Genomic DNA, 18,462 nt, shown 5'->3' with positions numbered 1-18,462 from the left:
CTAACTATTTGAAATGGTGAGGAACAGTTTCTTTCCTACCTACATGATGAAATATGAATGTAAAACGTATGAGTATCTGGGCCGAATCATCAATTGCCAACTGTTCCTCACCTCCGTACAATTTAGTAGTTTCTGAATATGCTATGTTTGTTTCATAGTAAGGTGCATATAGACGTAAAAAGACCTTTACTCAAAACGAGTAAAGGTCTGAATTCGCAGTTAAAAGAGTCCACAACAAAGACTGTTAGTAGACATAAATAAAAACAGTTTTTGTGTATGACAAAATACATGCACCTCTCCCTCGTTGAGTTTTAGCACTGTATAGCATAGGTACTGAAACCAGCTACGTTAAAAAAGGCCTTCATTCCGACCTTTCCTGTTGACCCATTGGCGTCTCTCGACATTTTTGGGCAGCAGCGTTTCTCTATACAGGAGCCTCACCTAACAGAGACCATATTCAATTACATGTTGAATATTAGCACTGTAAAATCGTAGTGTCAATATCTTTTTTATCTGTGTTTTTAAAATATTAAATGGATTTATAATAGATATATGGGATGAAATGCATGATATTGATTATAAATAATGTGGAAAATAAATATTTTTATAAAAGGGGAATTTGTAATGGTACCACAAAATTTTATTATAAATATTGAGAATCAAAAGTGGTTGTTTAATGAGCAGGAAGATTTATGTTCACACGGAGAAATATATTTAAATGTGGCTGGAACGATTATTACACAAACAGGTATGGATGAGGAGTGGGGAATAAGTGAATCAGCTTTAGCTTTGTTACGAACTTTAGATAAAGAATATATTTGTGATATTGAAAATGAAGATGGGCTTATTTTACACGGATGTGGCACTATGCTCATGTTAGGATGCCCAATTTCAATTCATTGGACTATAAACCATATAGGTGAAAATGTGGTTTTAAAGGATTGTGTCAAAGTTATTTCTACTGATCAAAAGGCTATATACTATGAAGGGCTTCATATAGAATTGAATGAAAATGAATATAAAAAACAAATTGTTTCTTTTGCACTACAAGCAAAAGAATTATTCAATAAATCAAGTGAAAAGATAATTTTAGATGAGTTTGATCAAAGCATGTATACAGACTTTTGGACGGAATATGATCATTTGCTAAATAAGTATAAATAAAAAAGCACTGTAACCAGTGCTTTTTTATTATAGATTACAAGATTGTAGGGTTTTCAAAAATAACAATCTCTGAACTGTTTGTAGTTGGAACGCGTTGGGCGTAATATGTTAAAGCTGAAGAAATATATGCTGGTAACGTATCATTTGTATGTGATGTTGTATATTCATGGATTAATTCCTTTAAAGTTGTCCATTCTAATTGTGCTGGGTGATCAGACACGAAAGAACTTACCCAGCGATCAAATGAAGATGAAAAATCAGTTTGTAAACGAAATACTTCTTTCATAATAAAACGCTCCCTTAAAATGTAGTATAATTATTTTACCACAAAACACGAACGATTGCTAAATTTTTTAAGTATAACGTTCGTGTTATATAGTTGTCTAGATGATTGGTTATGTAAATTCGATTTGCCATTTGAAATAACATTCCGTAAGATGAGAGATAGAGTATATTTAGAGCTGGAGGAAAGAAAGTGGAATTTGTATTTTTAGGAACTGGTGCAGGTGTTCCTTCAAAAGGAAGGAACGTTTCAGCAATTGCTTTACAATTGTTAGAAGAACGAGGACAGACTTGGTTATTTGATTGTGGCGAGGCCACGCAACATCAAATATTACATACATCGGTACGTCCGCGCCGCATTGAGAAAATATTTATTACGCATTTACATGGCGATCATATTTTTGGATTGCCTGGTTTATTAGGTAGCCGTTCATTTCAAGGAGGAACTACGCCTTTAACGGTGTATGGGCCGAAAGGAATTAAACAATTTATTGAAGTGGCATTATCGGTAAGTACGACACATGTGAAATATCCACTTGAAGTTGTGGAGATAACAGAAGAAGGTACCGTATTTGAAGATAATGAATTTTGTGTAGAAACGAAAAGATTGTCACACGGCATAGAATGTTTTGGATATCGTATTGTAGAGAAAGATATACAAGGTGCTCTTTTAGTTGATAAGTTGCTTGAGATGGGTGTGAAACCAGGTCCAATCTTTAAACGTTTAAAAGATGGAGAAGTAGTTGAATTAGAGGATGGCACGATATTAAATGGAAATGAGTTTATCGGCCCACCCCAAAAAGGAAGAATTATTACTATCTTAGGTGATACGCGATATTGCGAAGCGAGTAGGGAGCTTGCGCAAGATGCAGATGTACTTGTCCATGAAGCGACTTTCGCAGCAGCAGATGAGCAACAAGCGCATGATTATTTTCATTCCACATCTAAGCAAGCTGCGAGCATTGCACTTCAGGCAAATGCGAAGCGATTAATCTTAACTCACATTAGTTCTCGCTATCAAGGAGATACATATAAGGAATTATTGAAAGAGGCAAGAGAGTTGTTTTCTAATACAGAAATAGCGACGGATTTGAAATCATTCCCAGTAGAAAAATGATAGTTTTGTAAAAAATGGTAACAACGGGTTGCCATTTTTTTATGTCTAAAAAAATTTAAAAATAAAACTGTTATTATTTTATACTTATACTTGGATGATACAGAAAATTAGGATGGTTTGAATATATAGGATAAAAATACGAAATAATGATCATTTAGAAAAACTGTTATATAAGTCAGATGACATACAAGTGATACAAATAGCAGAAACGGACTTTTATTCAGAACTTTTAAAATTCAACAAAAGTAAGCGTTTTATAAAAAACAAGCTATAATGAGGACAGATTATAATTTATGATAAGTCACATGCATTTTAGTCATTATCGTAACAAGTGAAGTTGACTAAACCATGAGAGAGTAACACGAGAATTATAATAGGAAAGATATTACTATTATGTGTACTAAGTCTTTTTCACTTTTTAGCTAAACGATATGATTAGCTAGTGTAACTATTGCGAGTTCCTTAGTAGAAGCTTTTTATTAATAAGGTGGTGGAGAGTTAATTGGTACACCACTCTTTAAAAGAGTTCAGAACATCAGCAGGTAGCCTAGGCGGAGTAGCGGGTGCAAATTTAGTTGTATTAGCAATGGTTATATCACTTGTTTATGCTGTCCTTGCAATGGCTTCTGTGTTAAACTTTGGATTGCTACCAGACTTTATTGTGGAGGATCTTATATCATTTTTTAATGAGAATAATGCTAAGATTCTTATGTATTATTATAACTGGTATTATTTCAGGTTATATTGGATTACTTTTATTCAAAAATTATCCAATTCATACAGCAGAACAAATTCGTGGTACAACTGGAAAAGCGACAGATGTAGCAGCTTAATAGAATAGTAGAATAAATTTTTGCATAGAGGTTTAGGGGGAGTTATGATGAAGTATCGCTCAGTATTTGATATTATCGGTCCAGTTATGATTGGACCATCAAGTTCACATACAGCAGGCGCGGCAAGAATGGGGCAAGTTGCTCGCCAGCTGTTTCGTCATGAACCAGAAAGAGTAAGCATTTCGTTATATGGATCATTTGCAAAGACGTATCGAGGGCATGGTACGGATGTAGCACTAATCGGTGGAATATTGGGATTTGAAACAGATGACTTACGTATTCCAGAGGCGCTAGAAATAGCAAAAGAGCGCGGAATTGAAGTGGAATTCATTGAAGAAGATGCCAATGCACCTCACCCAAATACAGCAAGAATTCGTTTGTATAAAGGTGAAGAAGAAATTGAAGTTGTTGCTTGCTCAATTGGTGGCGGTAAAATTGAAGTTGTAGAATTAAACGGATTCGATCTTCAATTATCAGGCACAAGTCCAGCACTACTTATTGTAAATAACGATCGCTTTGGTGCTATTGCAGCGGTGGCTTCAATCCTTGCTACACACGAGATTAACATTAGTACAATGAGTGTTTCTCGTAAAGAAAAAGGAAGAAGAGCGCTTATGGTTATTGAAACAGATGAATTATTAGCAGATGAAGTGATTGAAGAAATAAAAGCGCAACAAAATATTTGTCAAGTAACTATTATGGATTAATTGCAGGGGGGACACACCATGTTTCGGAACGCAGCGGAACTAGTGGCGCAAGCTAAAGAACAAAATGTAAAAATCGCAGAAATTATGATTCAATGTGAAATGGAAACAAGACGTATTTCACGTGAAGAAGTAATTGCTGGTATGGAAAAGAACTTAGTCGTGATGGAACAAGCAGTAGAACGTGGTATTCGCGGCGTGAAATCACCAACTGGTTTAACTGGTGGAGATGCTGTAAAAGTTCAAGCGTATATGAAGAGTGGAAAAGGCTTATCTGGAGATACGATTTTGGATGCAGTAAGCAAAGCTGTTGCAACAAATGAAGTAAACGCAGCGATGGGAATTATTTGTGCAACACCAACAGCAGGGTCTGCTGGAACAGTGCCAGGTGTACTATTTGCACTAAGAGAAAAATTGCAGCCTACACGTGAAGAAATGATTGAGTTCTTATTTACAGCAGGAGCTTTCGGTATGGTTGTTGCGAATAATGCTTGTATTTCTGGTGCGGCAGGAGGATGCCAAGCTGAAGTTGGTTCAGCAAGTGGAATGGCGGCTGCAGCTGCAGTTGAGATGGCTGGTGGAACACAAGATCAAGCAGCTACAGCGATGGCAATTTCATTAAAGAACATGCTTGGTTTAGTGTGCGATCCTGTTGCAGGACTTGTAGAAGTACCTTGTGTAAAACGTAATGCAGCAGGAGCTGCGAATGCGATGATTTCAGCAGATTTAGCATTAGCTGGTGTAACGAGTACAATTCCATGTGATGAAGTAATTGAGGCAATGTTTAGAATTGGACAAACGATGCCAGTAGCACTTCGTGAAACAGCAGAAGGTGGACTTGCAGCAACGCCGACTGGTCGTCGCCTGCAAGAAGAGATTTTTGGGAAGAACAATAACTAAGTGTAATTATAGAAAAAGGAGCTCAAATAAACTTGAGCTCCTTTTTCTATTTTTCTTTTGTTAGTTGTTCTAATGTTTTTCCAAGATTATGTGATCGTTTCGTTGCCTGTGTAATACAAGAAATAAGTGCTTGTTGAAATTTATGTTCTTGTAATATTTCAATACCTGCTTCAGTAGTTCCACCAGGAGAAGTAATTTCCTTTCGCAAAATAGAAGGGTGTTTGTCACTTGCTTTTAGCATTTCAGCAGCACCAATCATCGTTTGAAGAATAAGTGATTTTGCAACATCTTCTTTTAAACCAATTTTTTTTGCAGCTTCTTCCATAGCTTCCACTACGTAATAAATATAAGCAGGTCCACTTCCAGATAATGCAGTGACAGCATGCATATCTTCTTCCTCTACAACAGAGACGAGACCAATCGTTTCAAATAAAGATGTTGCAGTGCGAATATGTTCCGCTGTTGCATGTTTTGAAGGGGAGATAGCGGTAGCTGATTTTAAAATGGCTGCGGATGTATTTGGCATTGCACGAATAATTGGAACGTCTTTTTGAAGTAGTTTTCTAATTGAGTGAGTAGAAACACCTGCTAGTAATGAAATAATAAGCACGTTATTATTTATGTATTCTTTAAAAGGGGTAAGCGCTTCTGCAACATCCTTTGGTTTCATTGCTAGAAAAAGAATATTTGCATCAGTAAGTAATTCTTTTTTATTATGAGTACCTTTGACACCGTATTTTTTATGTAGCTCTTGTAATCTTGTCTCGTTAGAACGATTACTTACAGTAATTTGTTCACCTTTAACAACATTTGCATGTAACAAGCCACCAATAATGGCTTCGGCAATGGAGCCTGCACCGAGAAAGGAAATGTTTTGAATAGACATGATGTTCCTCCTTTAATTTTGGTTAGAAATTCTTATAAATGTACATACATTCGTTTTTTTAGAGGAAACACCTCTTTTTATCTGAAAATAATGACAAATATATATAGAAGTTGTAAACTGAAGAAGTATTCATTTTTGAACCGGAAAGAGACAGGGGGGCTAAGCATGACGGCGATTCACCGAATGGAGATTCCTGTACCATTTGCAGTGGAAACTGTGAATGTGTTTTTAGTTGAGGGGGAGACATTAACATTAATTGATACAGGGACGAATACAGAAGAGGCAAGGAATGCGTTAGAAAGTCAATTAGGTGCATTAGGACATACGATAGAAGATATTGAAACAGTAGTCATTACGCATCATCATGCAGATCATTGTGGACTTTTAAATATATTTTCTGAGAAGACGAATATTATTGGACATCCTTGGAATGAGCCTTGGATCACACAAAATCCAGAATTTTTAAAGCGGTATCATGAATTTTTTAGAGAGACGGCCTTACAGTTTGGTGTGCCAGCAGCATTTTTGAAAGACGAGTCGTTATTGACGACGAGGACACTTAAATATTCTTGTAATAGATCGTTAACGCATACTGTGAGAGAAGGAGATCGTATTGATTCTTTGCCTGGATTTATAGTACTTGAAACACCAGGTCATGCTTCTACTCATATTTCTTTATATAGAGAATCTGATGGAATATTAATTGGTGGAGATGCTCTCATCAGTCATATTTCTTCGAATCCAATACTAGAACCACCATATGAAGGGCAAACAGAACGGGCACGCCCATTACTACAATATAACCAAACATTACAGCGTTTAAGCGAAATGAATATTTCACGCATTTTATCAGGGCATGGGGAAGATGTTCTAAATGTGAAACAACTTATTGAAACGAGATTACAAAAGCAAGAAACACGTGCTTTTAAAGTACTTGAGTTATTAAAGGAAAAACCAATGACAGCATTTGAAGTATGTGTAAAACTATTTCCGGTATTATATAAAGAACAATTACCACTTACTATTTCAGAAACGGTTGGACAATTGGACTATTTAGCATATAATCAACAAGTGATGATTGATGAGTCGTCGCAACAATTGATTTATTATGCAAAGTAGGTGACAGCAATGACAGGACGTTTACAAAATAAAGTAATCGTCATTACAGGTGCTTCTAGTGGGATTGGTGAGCAAGTTGCAATGCAAGTTGCAGCACAGGGAGCGACTCCAGTATTAATGGCTCGAACAGAAGAGAAACTACAAGCGTTAGTAGACAAAATTAAAGAAACTTATAATACGCCTTGCTATTATTATGTATTAGATGTAAGTGAAGAGATGGAAGTACAGTCTGTTTTTTCAAAGGTATTACAAGAAGTAGGACGTATTGATATATTAGTAAACAATGCGGGATTTGGTATTTTTAAAACGTTTGAAGATGCGTCAATGGGTGAAGTAAAAGATATGTTCCAAGTAAATGTATTTGGATTAGTAGCATGTACGAAAGCGGTACTACCTTATATGGTAAACAAGAACGAAGGACATATTATTAATATTGCTTCCCTTGCCGGAAAAATTGCAACTCCGAAATCAAGTGCGTATGCAGCAACGAAACATGCTGTATTAGGATTTACGAATAGTTTACGCATGGAATTAGCGAATACAGATATTTATGTTACAGCAATTAATCCAGGTCCGATAGATACAAACTTTTTTGAAATAGCGGATCAATCTGGTACATATGTAAAGAATATGGGACGTTACATGTTAAAACCAACATACGTAGCAGAACAAATCGTAAAGTCGATGCACACGAAAAAACGTGAAGTAAACTTACCGAAGTGGATGGGAATTGGCCCGAAACTTTATGCTTTATTCCCAAGTTTATTTGAACGTGTAGCAGGTAAATCATTAAGTAAAAAATAGGAGATTTCCATATGGAAATCTCCTATTTTTTATTGTTTTCCAGTTACATAATCATAAACAATATCCTCAATTTCCTCGTATAAATCAATTTCAATATTTGAATGAGTCACCGTTTGAATATGTTTCACTAGCATTTCCAGATCTTCTGTTGATATTGGACTGCATTGATATTGTTGAAAACTTTTTATAATCATTTTCTCAATTAATTTTTCGTTCATATTTTTCCCCGCCTGTATGTACGTATGTATTGTTTTATTGTACTTGAAGTGAAATAAAAAAACTACTATGCACTATTTTTGTATAAAAATTAGGTTGAGTATATTATTTTTCTAGTAAAATTAAGTTTTTTTAGATTTAAAAATTTATAAATATTTAATTGACTCTATAAATATACAATATTATAATCATACTTAATTTAAAGAATCGATATGAGGAGGAACTTATGAAAGTCGCAATTATTGGAGCCACTGGATATGGGGGCATTGAGTTAATTCGTTTATTAGAACAACATCCATATTTTTCGATAGCATCTCTCCATTCTTTTTCACAAGTTGGTGAGTGTATAACAAATGTATATCCGCATCTTCGAAATGTCCTTTTTCATACGTTACAAGAAATTGATGTGGAGACGATAGGAAAAGAAGCAGAAATTGTATTTCTAGCAACCCCAGCAGGAGTATCGGCGGAGTTAACTCCCAAGTTAGTAGCAGAAGGTTTAAAAGTAATTGACCTATCTGGAGACTTTCGTATGATAGATCCTTCGTCATATGAACTATGGTATAAAAGGCCAGCAGCGAAAGAAGAAATTCTTAGAGAAGCAGTGTATGGGTTAAGTGAATGGAAGAGGACTAGGATTCAAAAGGCAAATTTAATTGCAAACCCAGGATGTTTTGCTACAGCCACATTGCTAGCGATAGCGCCGTTAGTACGTAGCGGCATGATTGAAGAAGATTCGATTATTATTGATGCGAAATCAGGGGTATCAGGAGCAGGAAAAACACCAACAACAATGACTCATTTTCCTGAGCTATACGATAACTTACATATCTATAAAGTAAACCAGCATCAGCACGTTCCAGAGATTGAGCAAATGCTTACAGAATGGAATAGTGAATTACAGCCAATTACATTTAGCACACATTTAATACCGATATCACGAGGAATCATGATTACACTTTATGCAAATGTAAAACAAAAGATGGAAATAAAGCAACTTCAAAAATTGTATGAAGAAACGTATGAACAATCGCCTTTCATCCGAATTTGTACGCAAGGGAAATTTCCAAGTCCAAAAGAAGTGAGAGGCTCAAATTATTGTGATATTGGCATAGCTTACGATGAAAGAACTGAAAGAGTTACGGTCGTTTCTGTTATAGACAATATGATGAAAGGCGCGGCTGGGCAAGCGATTCAAAATGCAAACATAATAGCGGGACTAGAAGAGACAACAGGTTTACAACATATGCCGCTTTATCTATAAGGGGGACATGATGATTAAAGTAGCGTCTATTACAAAATTAGAAAATGGTTCAATTGTAACGCCGAAAGGCTTTTCGGCAATTGGTACTGCAAATGGTTTAAAAAAGGAGAAAAAGGATTTAGGTGCCATCGTTTGTGATGTACCAGCATCATGTGCCGCTGTGTATACAACGAATCAAATACAAGCAGCTCCTTTGCAAGTAACGAAGGATAGTATAACGGCAGAAGGGAAGTTACAAGCAATTATCGTTAATAGTGGAAATGCAAATGCTTGTACTGGAATGAAAGGATTACAAGACGCATACGAGATGCGCGCATTAGGGGCGGAACATTTTGGGATGAAAGAAAATTACGTTGCAGTAGCTTCAACAGGTGTAATTGGTGTTCCACTGCCGATGGATATAATCCGAAAGGGAGTTGCAACTCTTATACCGACGAAGGAAGAAAGTGAAGCATATTCTTTTTCGGAAGCAATTTTAACGACGGATCTTATAACGAAAGAAACTTGCTATGAAATGATTATTGATGGGAAGAAAGTGGCGATTGCGGGTGTTGCAAAAGGTTCAGGGATGATTCATCCGAATATGGCAACGATGCTTAGTTTTATTACGACAGATGCTCATATAGAGCATGACGTATTGCAAACAGCGTTATCACAAATAACGAATCATACATTTAATCAAATCACGGTAGATGGAGATACTTCTACGAATGATATGGTCATCGTTATGGCAAGTGGATTATCAGAAACAAGGCCGATAAATATGGAACATACAGATTGGGAAACTTTCGTAGGTACTTTACAGAAGGTATGTGAAGATTTAGCGAAAAAAATTGCGCAAGATGGTGAAGGCGCTACGAAGTTAATAGAAGTAAATGTGCTAGGAGCTCAAACGAATGAAGAGGCAAAAAAAATTGCAAAGCAAATAGTCGGTTCGAGTCTTGTGAAAACAGCAATACATGGTGAAGACCCAAACTGGGGGCGAATTATTAGCAGTATTGGACAAAGTGAAGTAGCTATTAATCCGAATACAATTGACATTACTCTTCAATCTATATCGGTATTAAAAAATAGTGAGCCTCAAACATTTTCTGAAGAAGAAATGAAAGAGAGATTACAAGAAGATGAAATAGTCATTAATGTGTATTTACATTTAGGTGAAGAGACAGGATCAGCTTGGGGCTGTGACTTAAGCTATGAGTATGTGAAAATAAACGCTTGTTATCGTACATAAGGAGAGGGAAGATGAGCGATTATATTGTAGTGAAATGCGGCGGTAGTATGTTGAATCAATTAAATGGTGTGTTTTTTGATTGTATAAAGAAATTACAGCAGAAGTATAAAGTAGTGATTGTCCATGGTGGTGGGCCAGAAATTGATGCCAAATTAAAAGATTGTAACATCAACGTAGAAAAAAGAGATGGATTACGCGTAACACCAAAAGAAGTTATGGATGTTGTTCAAATGGTGCTATGCGGAAGTACGAATAAAAAACTCGTAATGAATTTACAAAAGCATAATTTACTTGCTGTAGGTTGTTCAGGGTGTGACGGCAATTTACTTCAAGTTCAACCTGTCAGCGAAGAGATAGGATATGTGGGGGAAGTAAGTTATGTAGAAACAGCCTTATTAAAAGGATTAATAAATATGGAGTATATTCCTGTTATTGCTCCAATCGGGGTAAATGGTAATGAAATTTATAACATAAATGCGGACAATGCTGCGGCTGGGATTGCGGCCGCGTTAGGGGCAAAAGAGCTTGTTTTTATTACGGATGTAGATGGAATATTACATGAAGGGAATTTGGTAAAGGAAACGGATGAATCTGAAATTACAACTCTTATAGAAAAAGGAGTTATTACAGGCGGGATGATTCCGAAAGTACAGGCGGCGCTAGTTTCATTGAAAATGGGAGTGCAAAAGATAAGTATTGTGAATGGTACAAAAGATTTTACTGAGGTTACGGGAGAGTGTATTGGAACGACGGTAACGAAAGGTGTGAGTATTGCATGACGAGTCATCTTTTTCAAACGTATGGCAGAAGAACTATTGAGTTTGTAAATGGAACTGGAACGAAAGTTATTGATAATAACGGTAAGGAATATTTAGATTTCACATCAGGAATTGGCGTATGTAATTTAGGACATTGTCACCCTACTGTTCTCAAAGGTGTACAAGAGCAACTTGATGATATATGGCATATATCTAACCTGTTTACAAACAGCTTGCAAGAAGAAGTTGCGTCATTATTAACAGAAAATAGAGCATTAGATTATGTGTTTTTCTGTAATAGTGGGGCAGAGGCAAATGAAGCGGCTTTAAAGTTAGCACGTAAGCATACTGGAAAATCTCTCGTCGTAACATGCCAGCAGTCTTTTCACGGTAGAACATTTGGAACGATGAGTGCAACGGGCCAAGATAAGGTAAAAGAAGGATTTGGTCCATTACTTCCATCTTTTTTACATATCCCTTTTAACGATATTAAAGCATTAGAGGAAGTAATGAATGAAGAAGTTGCGGCGGTAATGGTAGAAGTTGTTCAAGGAGAGGGAGGAGTAATACCTGCTGATCTACCTTTTTTGAAAGAGATTGAAACATTATGTAATAAGTTCGGTTCCTTATTTATTATAGACGAAGTTCAAACAGGGATAGGAAGAACTGGAACACTATTCGCTTATGAACAAGTGGGAATAGATCCTGATATCGTTACCGTGGCAAAGGCACTTGGGAATGGGGTTCCTGTCGGAGCGATGATTGGCCGGAAAGAGCTCGGAACGTCGTTTACTGCAGGATCGCACGGTTCAACTTTTGGCGGGAATTACATCGCGATGGCTGCAGCGAAAGAAGTATTGCAAGTAAGTAAAAGACCATCGTTTTTAAAAGAAGTACAAGAAAAAGGCGAGTACGTATTAGAGAAGTTGCAAGAGGAATTACAACATGTCGAATGTATTCAAAATATACGTGGTAAGGGGCTTATGATTGGGATTGAGTGTAAGCATGAAGTTGCAAATTTTATAGAACAACTAGAAAACGAAGGACTTCTCGTATTACAAGCAGGGCCTAATGTTATAAGACTATTACCGCCACTCATTGTTACGAATGAAGAGTTAGAACAGGCAGTATATATAATAAAAAAAGTAGTTTGTACAAAAAACGTATCAATCATATAAGGGGGAAGTTTCATGTCAACTGTACAAGTACCGAAATTAAATACGAAAGATCTTTTAACATTAGAAGAATTAACGAAAGAAGAAATTATTTCGTTAATTGAGTTCGCTATATATTTAAAAAAGAATAAGCAAGAGCCTTTATTACAAGGCAAAATATTAGGGCTTATTTTTGATAAGCATTCAACTCGTACTCGTGTATCTTTTGAAGCGGGAATGGTACAACTCGGGGGACATGGTATGTTTTTAAGTGGGAAAGAGATGCAAATGGGAAGAGGAGAAAGCGTTTCAGATACTGCGAAAGTATTATCGCAGTATATTGACGGGATCATGATACGTACATTCTCACACGCGGATGTAGAAGAGCTTGCAAAAGAATCGAGTATTCCTGTTATTAACGGTTTAACGGATGATCATCATCCTTGTCAAGCATTGGCAGACCTCATGACGATATATGAAGAAACAAATACATTTAAAGGAATAAAATTGGCTTACGTAGGTGACGGAAATAATGTATGTCATTCATTGTTGCTAGCGAGTGCAAAAGTCGGAATGCATATGACTGTTGCAACGCCTGTAGGATATGAACCGAATGAAGAGATTGTAAAAAAAGCGTTAGCGATTGCCAAGGAAACAGGAGCTGAAATTGAAGTTTTGCATGATCCTGAATTAGCGGTGAATGAAGCAGATTTCATTTATACTGACGTTTGGATGAGCATGGGGCAAGAGGGCGAAGAAGAGAAATATACTTTATTTCAGCCATACCAAATCAATAACGAACTTGTTAAGCATGCGAAGCAAACATATCGTTTCTTACACTGTTTACCTGCCCATCGTGAAGAAGAAGTAACAGGAGAAATTATAGATGGACCACATTCTATCGTCTTTGAGCAAGCTGGTAATCGATTGCATGCTCAAAAAGCGTTATTAGTGAGTTTATTTAAAAATGTAGAAGAGCCTTCCTAAAAGGGAGGTTTTTTTATATTAAAATGTCGGATGTATATTTGGTTAACCATTTCGATATCATTTATAATAAAAGAGAAAACTAAATTTGTTTTTCAGAGTGTGTAAGGACATACTACATATAAAAATATAGTTAAAGAGATGATGAGGGTGAAAACAACTAAGAAAACATATTCGTTTTTTCAGCGGATGTGGAGAATATTAAAGTTTCAATATTATAAGTTGCTTCGATCGCCAGAAGGCGCAAAGAAAGTATCGTTAGGGTTTGCTATAGGATTCGGCTTAGAAATGTTAGTCATTTATACGGCATCGCTCGTATATGTAATATTTTATCCAATCGTCAGGTTAGCAAAGGGATCTTTTCCTGCGGCAGTTATTGGCAATATTATTGGGAAAATATCGTTTCTCCCAGTATTTTTATTTCCGCTTGCGTATGCGCTAGGAAAAATGATTTATCCATTTCATGTACAGAAAATTCATCATGAACCATTTAAGATATCAGACTTGTTTTCAAGTCACATTTTTACGATATTAAAGAGCTTATTACAAAGTGAAGTGTATGTATTAATTGGAATGACGATTTTAGGAGTTGTGTTTGGTCTCATTTCGTATTTCGTTGTGCATTATTTATACGAAAAGAACCGTAAGTTACGCTTGAAGAAAAGGAAGAAACGAGTGAGAGAACCACTTGTACAATTATAAACAATGTCACATCCATTTTCTCCTTTGAATATGTTTAAGAAAAAGGAGGAGAGGATAATGTATTATTATTACGTACCTCAAGTATATCCATATGTAAATTATTATCCGGTTTATGATACGAGTAGACAATACGAATTATATCGGCAACAACAATTACAGCAATTATCACAAATACCACAAATACCACAAATACCACAACAACAGCCTACACAGGAAAAAAAACCATATTTAACAACATGGCCATATTCCAATGTGTACTATGGTAACTATTACGAATCATAAAGCTGCTTCTATTTAGAAGCAGCTTTATACGTTTGTTTTCAAAATTAAATTTTGAATGGTTTGAAGAGAATGAATGAGCTTTTCGCGCTCTTCCTCAGATAATGTTTGGAAATTTTCTTTTAGTTTGTCTAAAATGAATTGCTGATACTGATTTACTAATAATTTCCCTTCAGCTGTTAGGGAAATTAAAATGACCCGTCGATCTTTTTCGCTATAATGACGCTCTATTAGTTCTTCTTGAATAAGTTTGTTTAATAGAGGTGTCATGTTAGGCCGTGAAATCGCTAGCCGCTTGCCGATTTCGGAAACTGCTAATGTGCCGTTTTCATGCAAAAGCAGTAATACTTGTGTATGTGATGGCGGCATATGTCTTTGAGAAGAAAATTCTCCAGGAAGCATAAATTTGCGATAAAAAAGAGGCACTAGCGAAAGAAGATGATCAACAATACGTTCCCACTCGCGTGATTCCATATAAAGGCCCCCTTCCACTATCATTGTAACAAAAAAGACATGTTATAAAAATAGAATTGTTTCATGGTCGCTTTAATATTTGTAGGATAACACTTGCTTTGTAAATGTATTGGCAATAATCGCATAGCCGTTATCATTTGGGTGTACTTGGTCAAATAATAACTCTTTTTTATCATTCGATATTAATTTACGAATTGGTAAAACGATAGATGGTTGATTTGCTTTGGAAATGGAATAAACAGATTCATTCCAGCCATCTAAAAACATATCTGCATAACTTGCGATGGAGTCATCGAGTTGTAACGGGTTATAGAGTTCTGAGAGAATGAGTAAAGCATCCGGATTTTGATCTCGAACTGTCTTTACAATACTTTTTATATCCGCTTCAAAATGGGCTTTTTCTTTATTTAACATTTTTATACCATCTATAACACCAACATCACGATTTAAACGAAATAAATTATTTCCTCCAATATTAATTGTAATTATATTTGCTGCTCTAATTTTTTCCTTTACATCTTCTGATTGAACTTTTTTAGCGAGACGATCTGTTGTAAGACCGTTTACCCCAAGGTTTTCTACTGTAATTGGTTTATGAATTTGTGCTTCTATTTGCTTAGAAGCTAATTCAGCAAATCCACCTTGTGTCGATCCATATCCTTTAGCGAGTGAATCACCTAATACAAGATGATAAAAAGATTCGTTTGTTTGCTTATCAATCCAATTTGGGGCAGATGTTTTTTCTGTTTTTTCTTCAGATTCATTTTGTTTTGTCTCGTCGTTCTTTTCAAAATAAGAATAAGAAATGATCAGAAGGAGGAGACAAACAATTGTTAAGATGACTTTTTTCATAAATTCATCCTCCTTGTAATTGGTAATTGTATCATATTCAGCAGTATTAGCAATGTAAGGGCATATTATATGTTTATGAAAAGTTTATAATAACTTTACAGAAAATTTGTTGAAGTTTGTCAAAAAATATTGACGATAGGAAAGAACTTTATATATGATAATGTCAGATAAGGTGAAACTTTAATTAGTGGGAGCTTTATTTCCGATTAATTAATGGTCTTCATCAATCGGGCGTTTAAGGGGACTACTCGTTAGCGCAGGGTGAAATGAAAATTGTGTCTCTAATAGAAGAAAAAAGGTATGTGGTTAGAGACAGATAGGGATTCATTTCATTATTTTTGGTAATTGTATAAGGGGGATTTTTTGTGAAAAAGTCAAAAAAAATGCTAGCTGGAGCAACTCTTGCGATTGGTGTTATAGCGCCGCAAGTAATGCCAGCAACAGCTCATGCAGATGAGAACACTGGGGAGAGTACAGTTAACTTACGAATTCTAGAAACATCAGATATTCACGTTAACTTAATGAATTACGATTATTATCAAACGAAAACAGATAATAAAGTAGGACTTGTACAAACGGCAACACTCGTTAATAAAGCACGTGAAGAAGTGAAAAACTCTGTCCTATTTGATGATGGGGATGCATTACAAGGGACACCGCTTGGGGATTACGTAGCGAATAAAATAAAAGATCCGAAGAATCGTGTGGATCCTAGTTATACACATCCATTATATCGTGTAATGAATTTAATGAAGTATGACGTCATCTCTCTTGGGAATCATGAATTTAACTACGGTTTAGATTATTTAAACAAAGTGATTGAAAAAACGGATTTCCCGGTTATTAACTCGAATGTATATAAAGTTGACCATGATGATAAGGAAGAGAACGATGAAAATTATTTTAAACCATATCATATTTTAAAGAAAGAAGTAGTGGATGAAGCAGGCCAAAAACAAATAGTGAAAATTGGTGTAATGGGATTTGTTCCACCACAAATCATGAACTGGGATAAAGCGAACTTAGAAGGAAAAGTAAAAGCGAAAGACATCGTCGCAACAGCAAGAATAATGGTGAAAAAAATGCAAAATGAGGGTGCGGATATTATCGTTGCATTGGCTCATTCAGGCGTCGATAAGAGCGAATATAAAGAAGTGAATAAAATGGAAAATGCATCATATCATTTAGCAACACAAGTTCCTGGCGTAGATGCAGTATTAATGGGACATTCACATACTGAAGTGGAGGATGTATTTAATGGTGTTCCAGTTGTAATGCCTGGTGTTTTTGGTAGTAACTTAGGTATTATTGATATGCAATTGAAAAAAGTAAACGGAACATGGGAAGTACAAAAAGATCAATCTAAGCCACAACTTCGCCCGATTGCTAATAGTAAAGGTACCCCATTAGTAGAATCTGATCAAAAATTAGTTAATGAAATTAAAGATGAGCATCAAGCGACAATCGACTATGTAAATACACCTGTAGGTGAAACGAAAGCACCAATTAATAGTTATTTTTCATTAGTACAAGATGATCCTTCCGTACAAATTGTGACAAATGCACAAAAATGGTATGTAGAACAAGAACTTAAAAAACCAGAGTACGAAAAGATTAAAGATATTCCGGTTTTATCTGCAGGCGCACCATTTAAAGCAGGTGGCCGAAACGGTGCTACATATTATACGGATATTCCAGCTGGAACGTTAGCGATTAAAAACGTTGCAGATTTATACGTATATCCAAATACGTTATATGCTGTAAAAGTAAATGGGGCACAAGTGAAAGAATGGCTTGAAATGTCTGCAGGTCAGTTTAATCAAATTTATCCAGAAAAGAAAACAGAAGAACAACCGTTAGTAAATATAGGCTATCCTACATATAACTTTGATATTTTAGATGGCTTAAAATACGAAATTGATGTAACACAACCGGCGAAATACGATAAAGATGGAAAAATTGTAAATGCAAATACGAATCGTATTGTAAATATGACATATGAAGGTAAGCCAGTAGCTGATGATCAAAAGTTCATCGTCGCTACAAATAACTATCGTGGAAGTAGTCAAACGTTCCCAGGTGTAAGTGAAGGGGAAGTTGTATACCAATCACAAGATGAAACACGTCAAATCATTGTGAAGTATATGCAAAAAATAAAAAATATTGATCCAGCAGCTGATCAAAATTGGACGTTTAAACCGATTGTTGCAGATGAATTAAATACAACATTTGATTCTTCACCAAATGCACAAAAGTATATAAAGAAAGATGGGAACATATCATATGTTGGACCATCTGAAAATGAATTTGCTAAATATGCAATTGATATAACGAAGAAGAATGATGATAAAGAAACTGGTGGAGAAAACCCAACAATACCACCAAAAGGTGATGGAGAAAACCCAACAACACCACCAAAAGGTGATGGAGAAAACCCAACACCACCAACAGAAGAAGGTAATAATGGTAATGAACCAAAGCAAGATGGAAATAATACCGGATCTGGACAAACTACAACAGATGATCAAAATACAAAAGAAACAACAACTGTAAGTGAAAATAAAGAAGCTGAAAAAGATGAACGTGATTTACCGAAAACAGGTGCAAGTATTGCTTCTACAATTGGAGCTGGTCTTGCGTTTGTTGGAGCGGGATTACTTATGTTATTTAGAAGAAAGAAAGCGAATAGATAGTCGAGAAATATAAAAAGGATTACCGATTTGGTAATCCTTTTTG

At 35.7% G+C, this 18,462-nt stretch carries 20 protein-coding genes and 1 riboswitch; of the genes, 15 read left to right on the top strand and 5 right to left on the bottom strand.

Annotated features, from left to right (window positions below; translation table 11 throughout):
- Window positions 1-288: 288 nt before the first annotated feature.
- A riboswitch (M-box (ykoK) riboswitch) is annotated at window positions 289-456 on the bottom strand.
- Window positions 457-624: 168 nt separating this feature from the next.
- The gene (locus C4S65_RS07095) at window positions 625-1,164 is read left to right on the top strand and encodes a hypothetical protein (RefSeq protein ID WP_086407225.1); all 540 of its coding nucleotides are present in this window, start codon (window positions 625-627) and stop codon (window positions 1,162-1,164) included.
- Window positions 1,165-1,198: 34 nt separating this feature from the next.
- Here C4S65_RS07095 and C4S65_RS07090 read toward each other — a convergent pair whose 3' ends face one another.
- Entirely contained in the window at window positions 1,199-1,450 is a 252-nt protein-coding gene (locus C4S65_RS07090; protein WP_061666311.1) for a DUF3932 family protein, read from the bottom strand.
- A 189-nt stretch (window positions 1,451-1,639) separates the two neighbouring features.
- Here C4S65_RS07090 and rnz point away from each other — a divergent pair, with 189 nt between their 5' ends.
- From rnz to sdaAA, 4 genes are all read left to right on the top strand, one after another.
- A complete protein-coding gene (gene rnz / locus C4S65_RS07085; protein ID WP_000397452.1) occupies window positions 1,640-2,563 on the top strand; it encodes a ribonuclease Z in 924 nt (307 codons plus the stop codon).
- Between the two features lie 502 nt (window positions 2,564-3,065).
- Window positions 3,066-3,404 (top strand): hypothetical protein, encoded by a 339-nt coding sequence (locus C4S65_RS07080; RefSeq protein ID WP_086407224.1) that lies wholly within the window; start codon window positions 3,066-3,068, stop codon window positions 3,402-3,404.
- 39 nt (window positions 3,405-3,443) lie between these two features.
- Window positions 3,444-4,103, top strand: coding sequence for an L-serine ammonia-lyase, iron-sulfur-dependent subunit beta (gene sdaAB, locus C4S65_RS07075; RefSeq protein WP_000877451.1), 660 nt, complete (start codon window positions 3,444-3,446; stop codon window positions 4,101-4,103).
- Window positions 4,104-4,121: 18 nt separating this feature from the next.
- The gene (gene sdaAA, locus C4S65_RS07070) at window positions 4,122-5,000 is read left to right on the top strand and encodes an L-serine ammonia-lyase, iron-sulfur-dependent, subunit alpha (RefSeq protein WP_000489454.1); all 879 of its coding nucleotides are present in this window, start codon (window positions 4,122-4,124) and stop codon (window positions 4,998-5,000) included.
- Between the two features lie 46 nt (window positions 5,001-5,046).
- Here sdaAA and proI read toward each other — a convergent pair whose 3' ends face one another.
- Window positions 5,047-5,886, bottom strand: a complete 840-nt coding sequence (gene proI / locus C4S65_RS07065; RefSeq protein WP_000027255.1) for a pyrroline-5-carboxylate reductase ProI — start codon at window positions 5,884-5,886, stop codon at window positions 5,047-5,049.
- A gap of 165 nt (window positions 5,887-6,051) precedes the next feature.
- Between proI and C4S65_RS07060 the strand changes: the two genes are divergently transcribed.
- Both C4S65_RS07060 and C4S65_RS07055 read left to right on the top strand, forming a co-directional pair.
- Entirely contained in the window at window positions 6,052-7,005 is a 954-nt protein-coding gene (locus tag C4S65_RS07060; protein WP_000125118.1) for an MBL fold metallo-hydrolase, read from the top strand.
- Window positions 7,006-7,014: 9 nt separating this feature from the next.
- On the top strand, window positions 7,015-7,809 hold the full coding sequence (locus tag C4S65_RS07055) for an SDR family oxidoreductase (RefSeq protein WP_061666312.1): 795 nt from the start codon (window positions 7,015-7,017) through the stop codon (window positions 7,807-7,809).
- A 29-nt stretch (window positions 7,810-7,838) separates the two neighbouring features.
- Here C4S65_RS07055 and C4S65_RS07050 read toward each other — a convergent pair whose 3' ends face one another.
- On the bottom strand, window positions 7,839-8,027 hold the full coding sequence (locus C4S65_RS07050) for a YqzH family protein (RefSeq protein ID WP_001003226.1): 189 nt from the start codon (window positions 8,025-8,027) through the stop codon (window positions 7,839-7,841).
- 224 nt (window positions 8,028-8,251) lie between these two features.
- Here C4S65_RS07050 and argC point away from each other — a divergent pair, with 224 nt between their 5' ends.
- The 7 genes from argC (at window position 8,252) to C4S65_RS07015 (ending at window position 14,403) form a co-directional block, all read left to right on the top strand.
- A complete protein-coding gene (argC, locus tag C4S65_RS07045) occupies window positions 8,252-9,289 on the top strand; it encodes an N-acetyl-gamma-glutamyl-phosphate reductase (protein ID WP_061666313.1) in 1,038 nt (345 codons plus the stop codon).
- Between the two features lie 10 nt (window positions 9,290-9,299).
- Window positions 9,300-10,523 carry a bifunctional glutamate N-acetyltransferase/amino-acid acetyltransferase ArgJ gene (gene argJ, locus C4S65_RS07040; RefSeq protein ID WP_000598388.1) on the top strand — a complete coding sequence of 408 codons (1,224 nt, stop codon included), beginning with the start codon at window positions 9,300-9,302 and terminating at the stop codon, window positions 10,521-10,523.
- Window positions 10,524-10,534: 11 nt separating this feature from the next.
- Window positions 10,535-11,302, top strand: a complete 768-nt coding sequence (gene argB, locus C4S65_RS07035; protein ID WP_001286798.1) for an acetylglutamate kinase — start codon at window positions 10,535-10,537, stop codon at window positions 11,300-11,302.
- A complete protein-coding gene (locus C4S65_RS07030; RefSeq protein WP_000200564.1) occupies window positions 11,299-12,459 on the top strand; it encodes an acetylornithine transaminase in 1,161 nt (386 codons plus the stop codon). Before argB ends, C4S65_RS07030 begins: the two co-directional genes overlap by 4 nt.
- A 12-nt stretch (window positions 12,460-12,471) precedes the next feature.
- Window positions 12,472-13,422, top strand: a complete 951-nt coding sequence (gene argF, locus C4S65_RS07025; RefSeq protein ID WP_061666314.1) for an ornithine carbamoyltransferase — start codon at window positions 12,472-12,474, stop codon at window positions 13,420-13,422.
- Between the two features lie 138 nt (window positions 13,423-13,560).
- Complete coding sequence (locus C4S65_RS07020; RefSeq protein WP_002026296.1) at window positions 13,561-14,121, top strand: DUF2062 domain-containing protein; 561 nt, start codon at window positions 13,561-13,563, stop codon at window positions 14,119-14,121.
- A 57-nt stretch (window positions 14,122-14,178) separates the two neighbouring features.
- On the top strand, window positions 14,179-14,403 hold the full coding sequence (locus C4S65_RS07015) for a hypothetical protein (RefSeq protein WP_063675663.1): 225 nt from the start codon (window positions 14,179-14,181) through the stop codon (window positions 14,401-14,403).
- 24 nt (window positions 14,404-14,427) lie between these two features.
- Here C4S65_RS07015 and C4S65_RS07010 read toward each other — a convergent pair whose 3' ends face one another.
- Both C4S65_RS07010 and C4S65_RS07005 read right to left on the bottom strand, forming a co-directional pair.
- A complete protein-coding gene (locus C4S65_RS07010) occupies window positions 14,428-14,874 on the bottom strand; it encodes a MarR family transcriptional regulator (protein ID WP_000445819.1) in 447 nt (148 codons plus the stop codon).
- Window positions 14,875-14,946: 72 nt separating this feature from the next.
- The gene (locus C4S65_RS07005) at window positions 14,947-15,726 is read right to left on the bottom strand and encodes a GDSL-type esterase/lipase family protein (protein ID WP_000755850.1); all 780 of its coding nucleotides are present in this window, start codon (window positions 15,724-15,726) and stop codon (window positions 14,947-14,949) included.
- Window positions 15,727-16,091: 365 nt separating this feature from the next.
- Here C4S65_RS07005 and cpdB point away from each other — a divergent pair, with 365 nt between their 5' ends.
- On the top strand, window positions 16,092-18,419 hold the full coding sequence (gene cpdB, locus C4S65_RS07000) for a bifunctional 2',3'-cyclic-nucleotide 2'-phosphodiesterase/3'-nucleotidase (protein WP_103945176.1): 2,328 nt from the start codon (window positions 16,092-16,094) through the stop codon (window positions 18,417-18,419).
- Window positions 18,420-18,462 lie beyond the last annotated feature (43 nt).

Source organism: Bacillus sp. ok061, from assembly GCF_900108285.1.
GTDB classification, from domain to species: Bacteria; Bacillota; Bacilli; order Bacillales; family Bacillaceae_G; genus Bacillus_A; species Bacillus_A thuringiensis_S.
The sequence above is the reverse complement of the archived record's forward strand: the minus strand, read 5'-3'. Positions and strand labels throughout refer to the sequence as shown.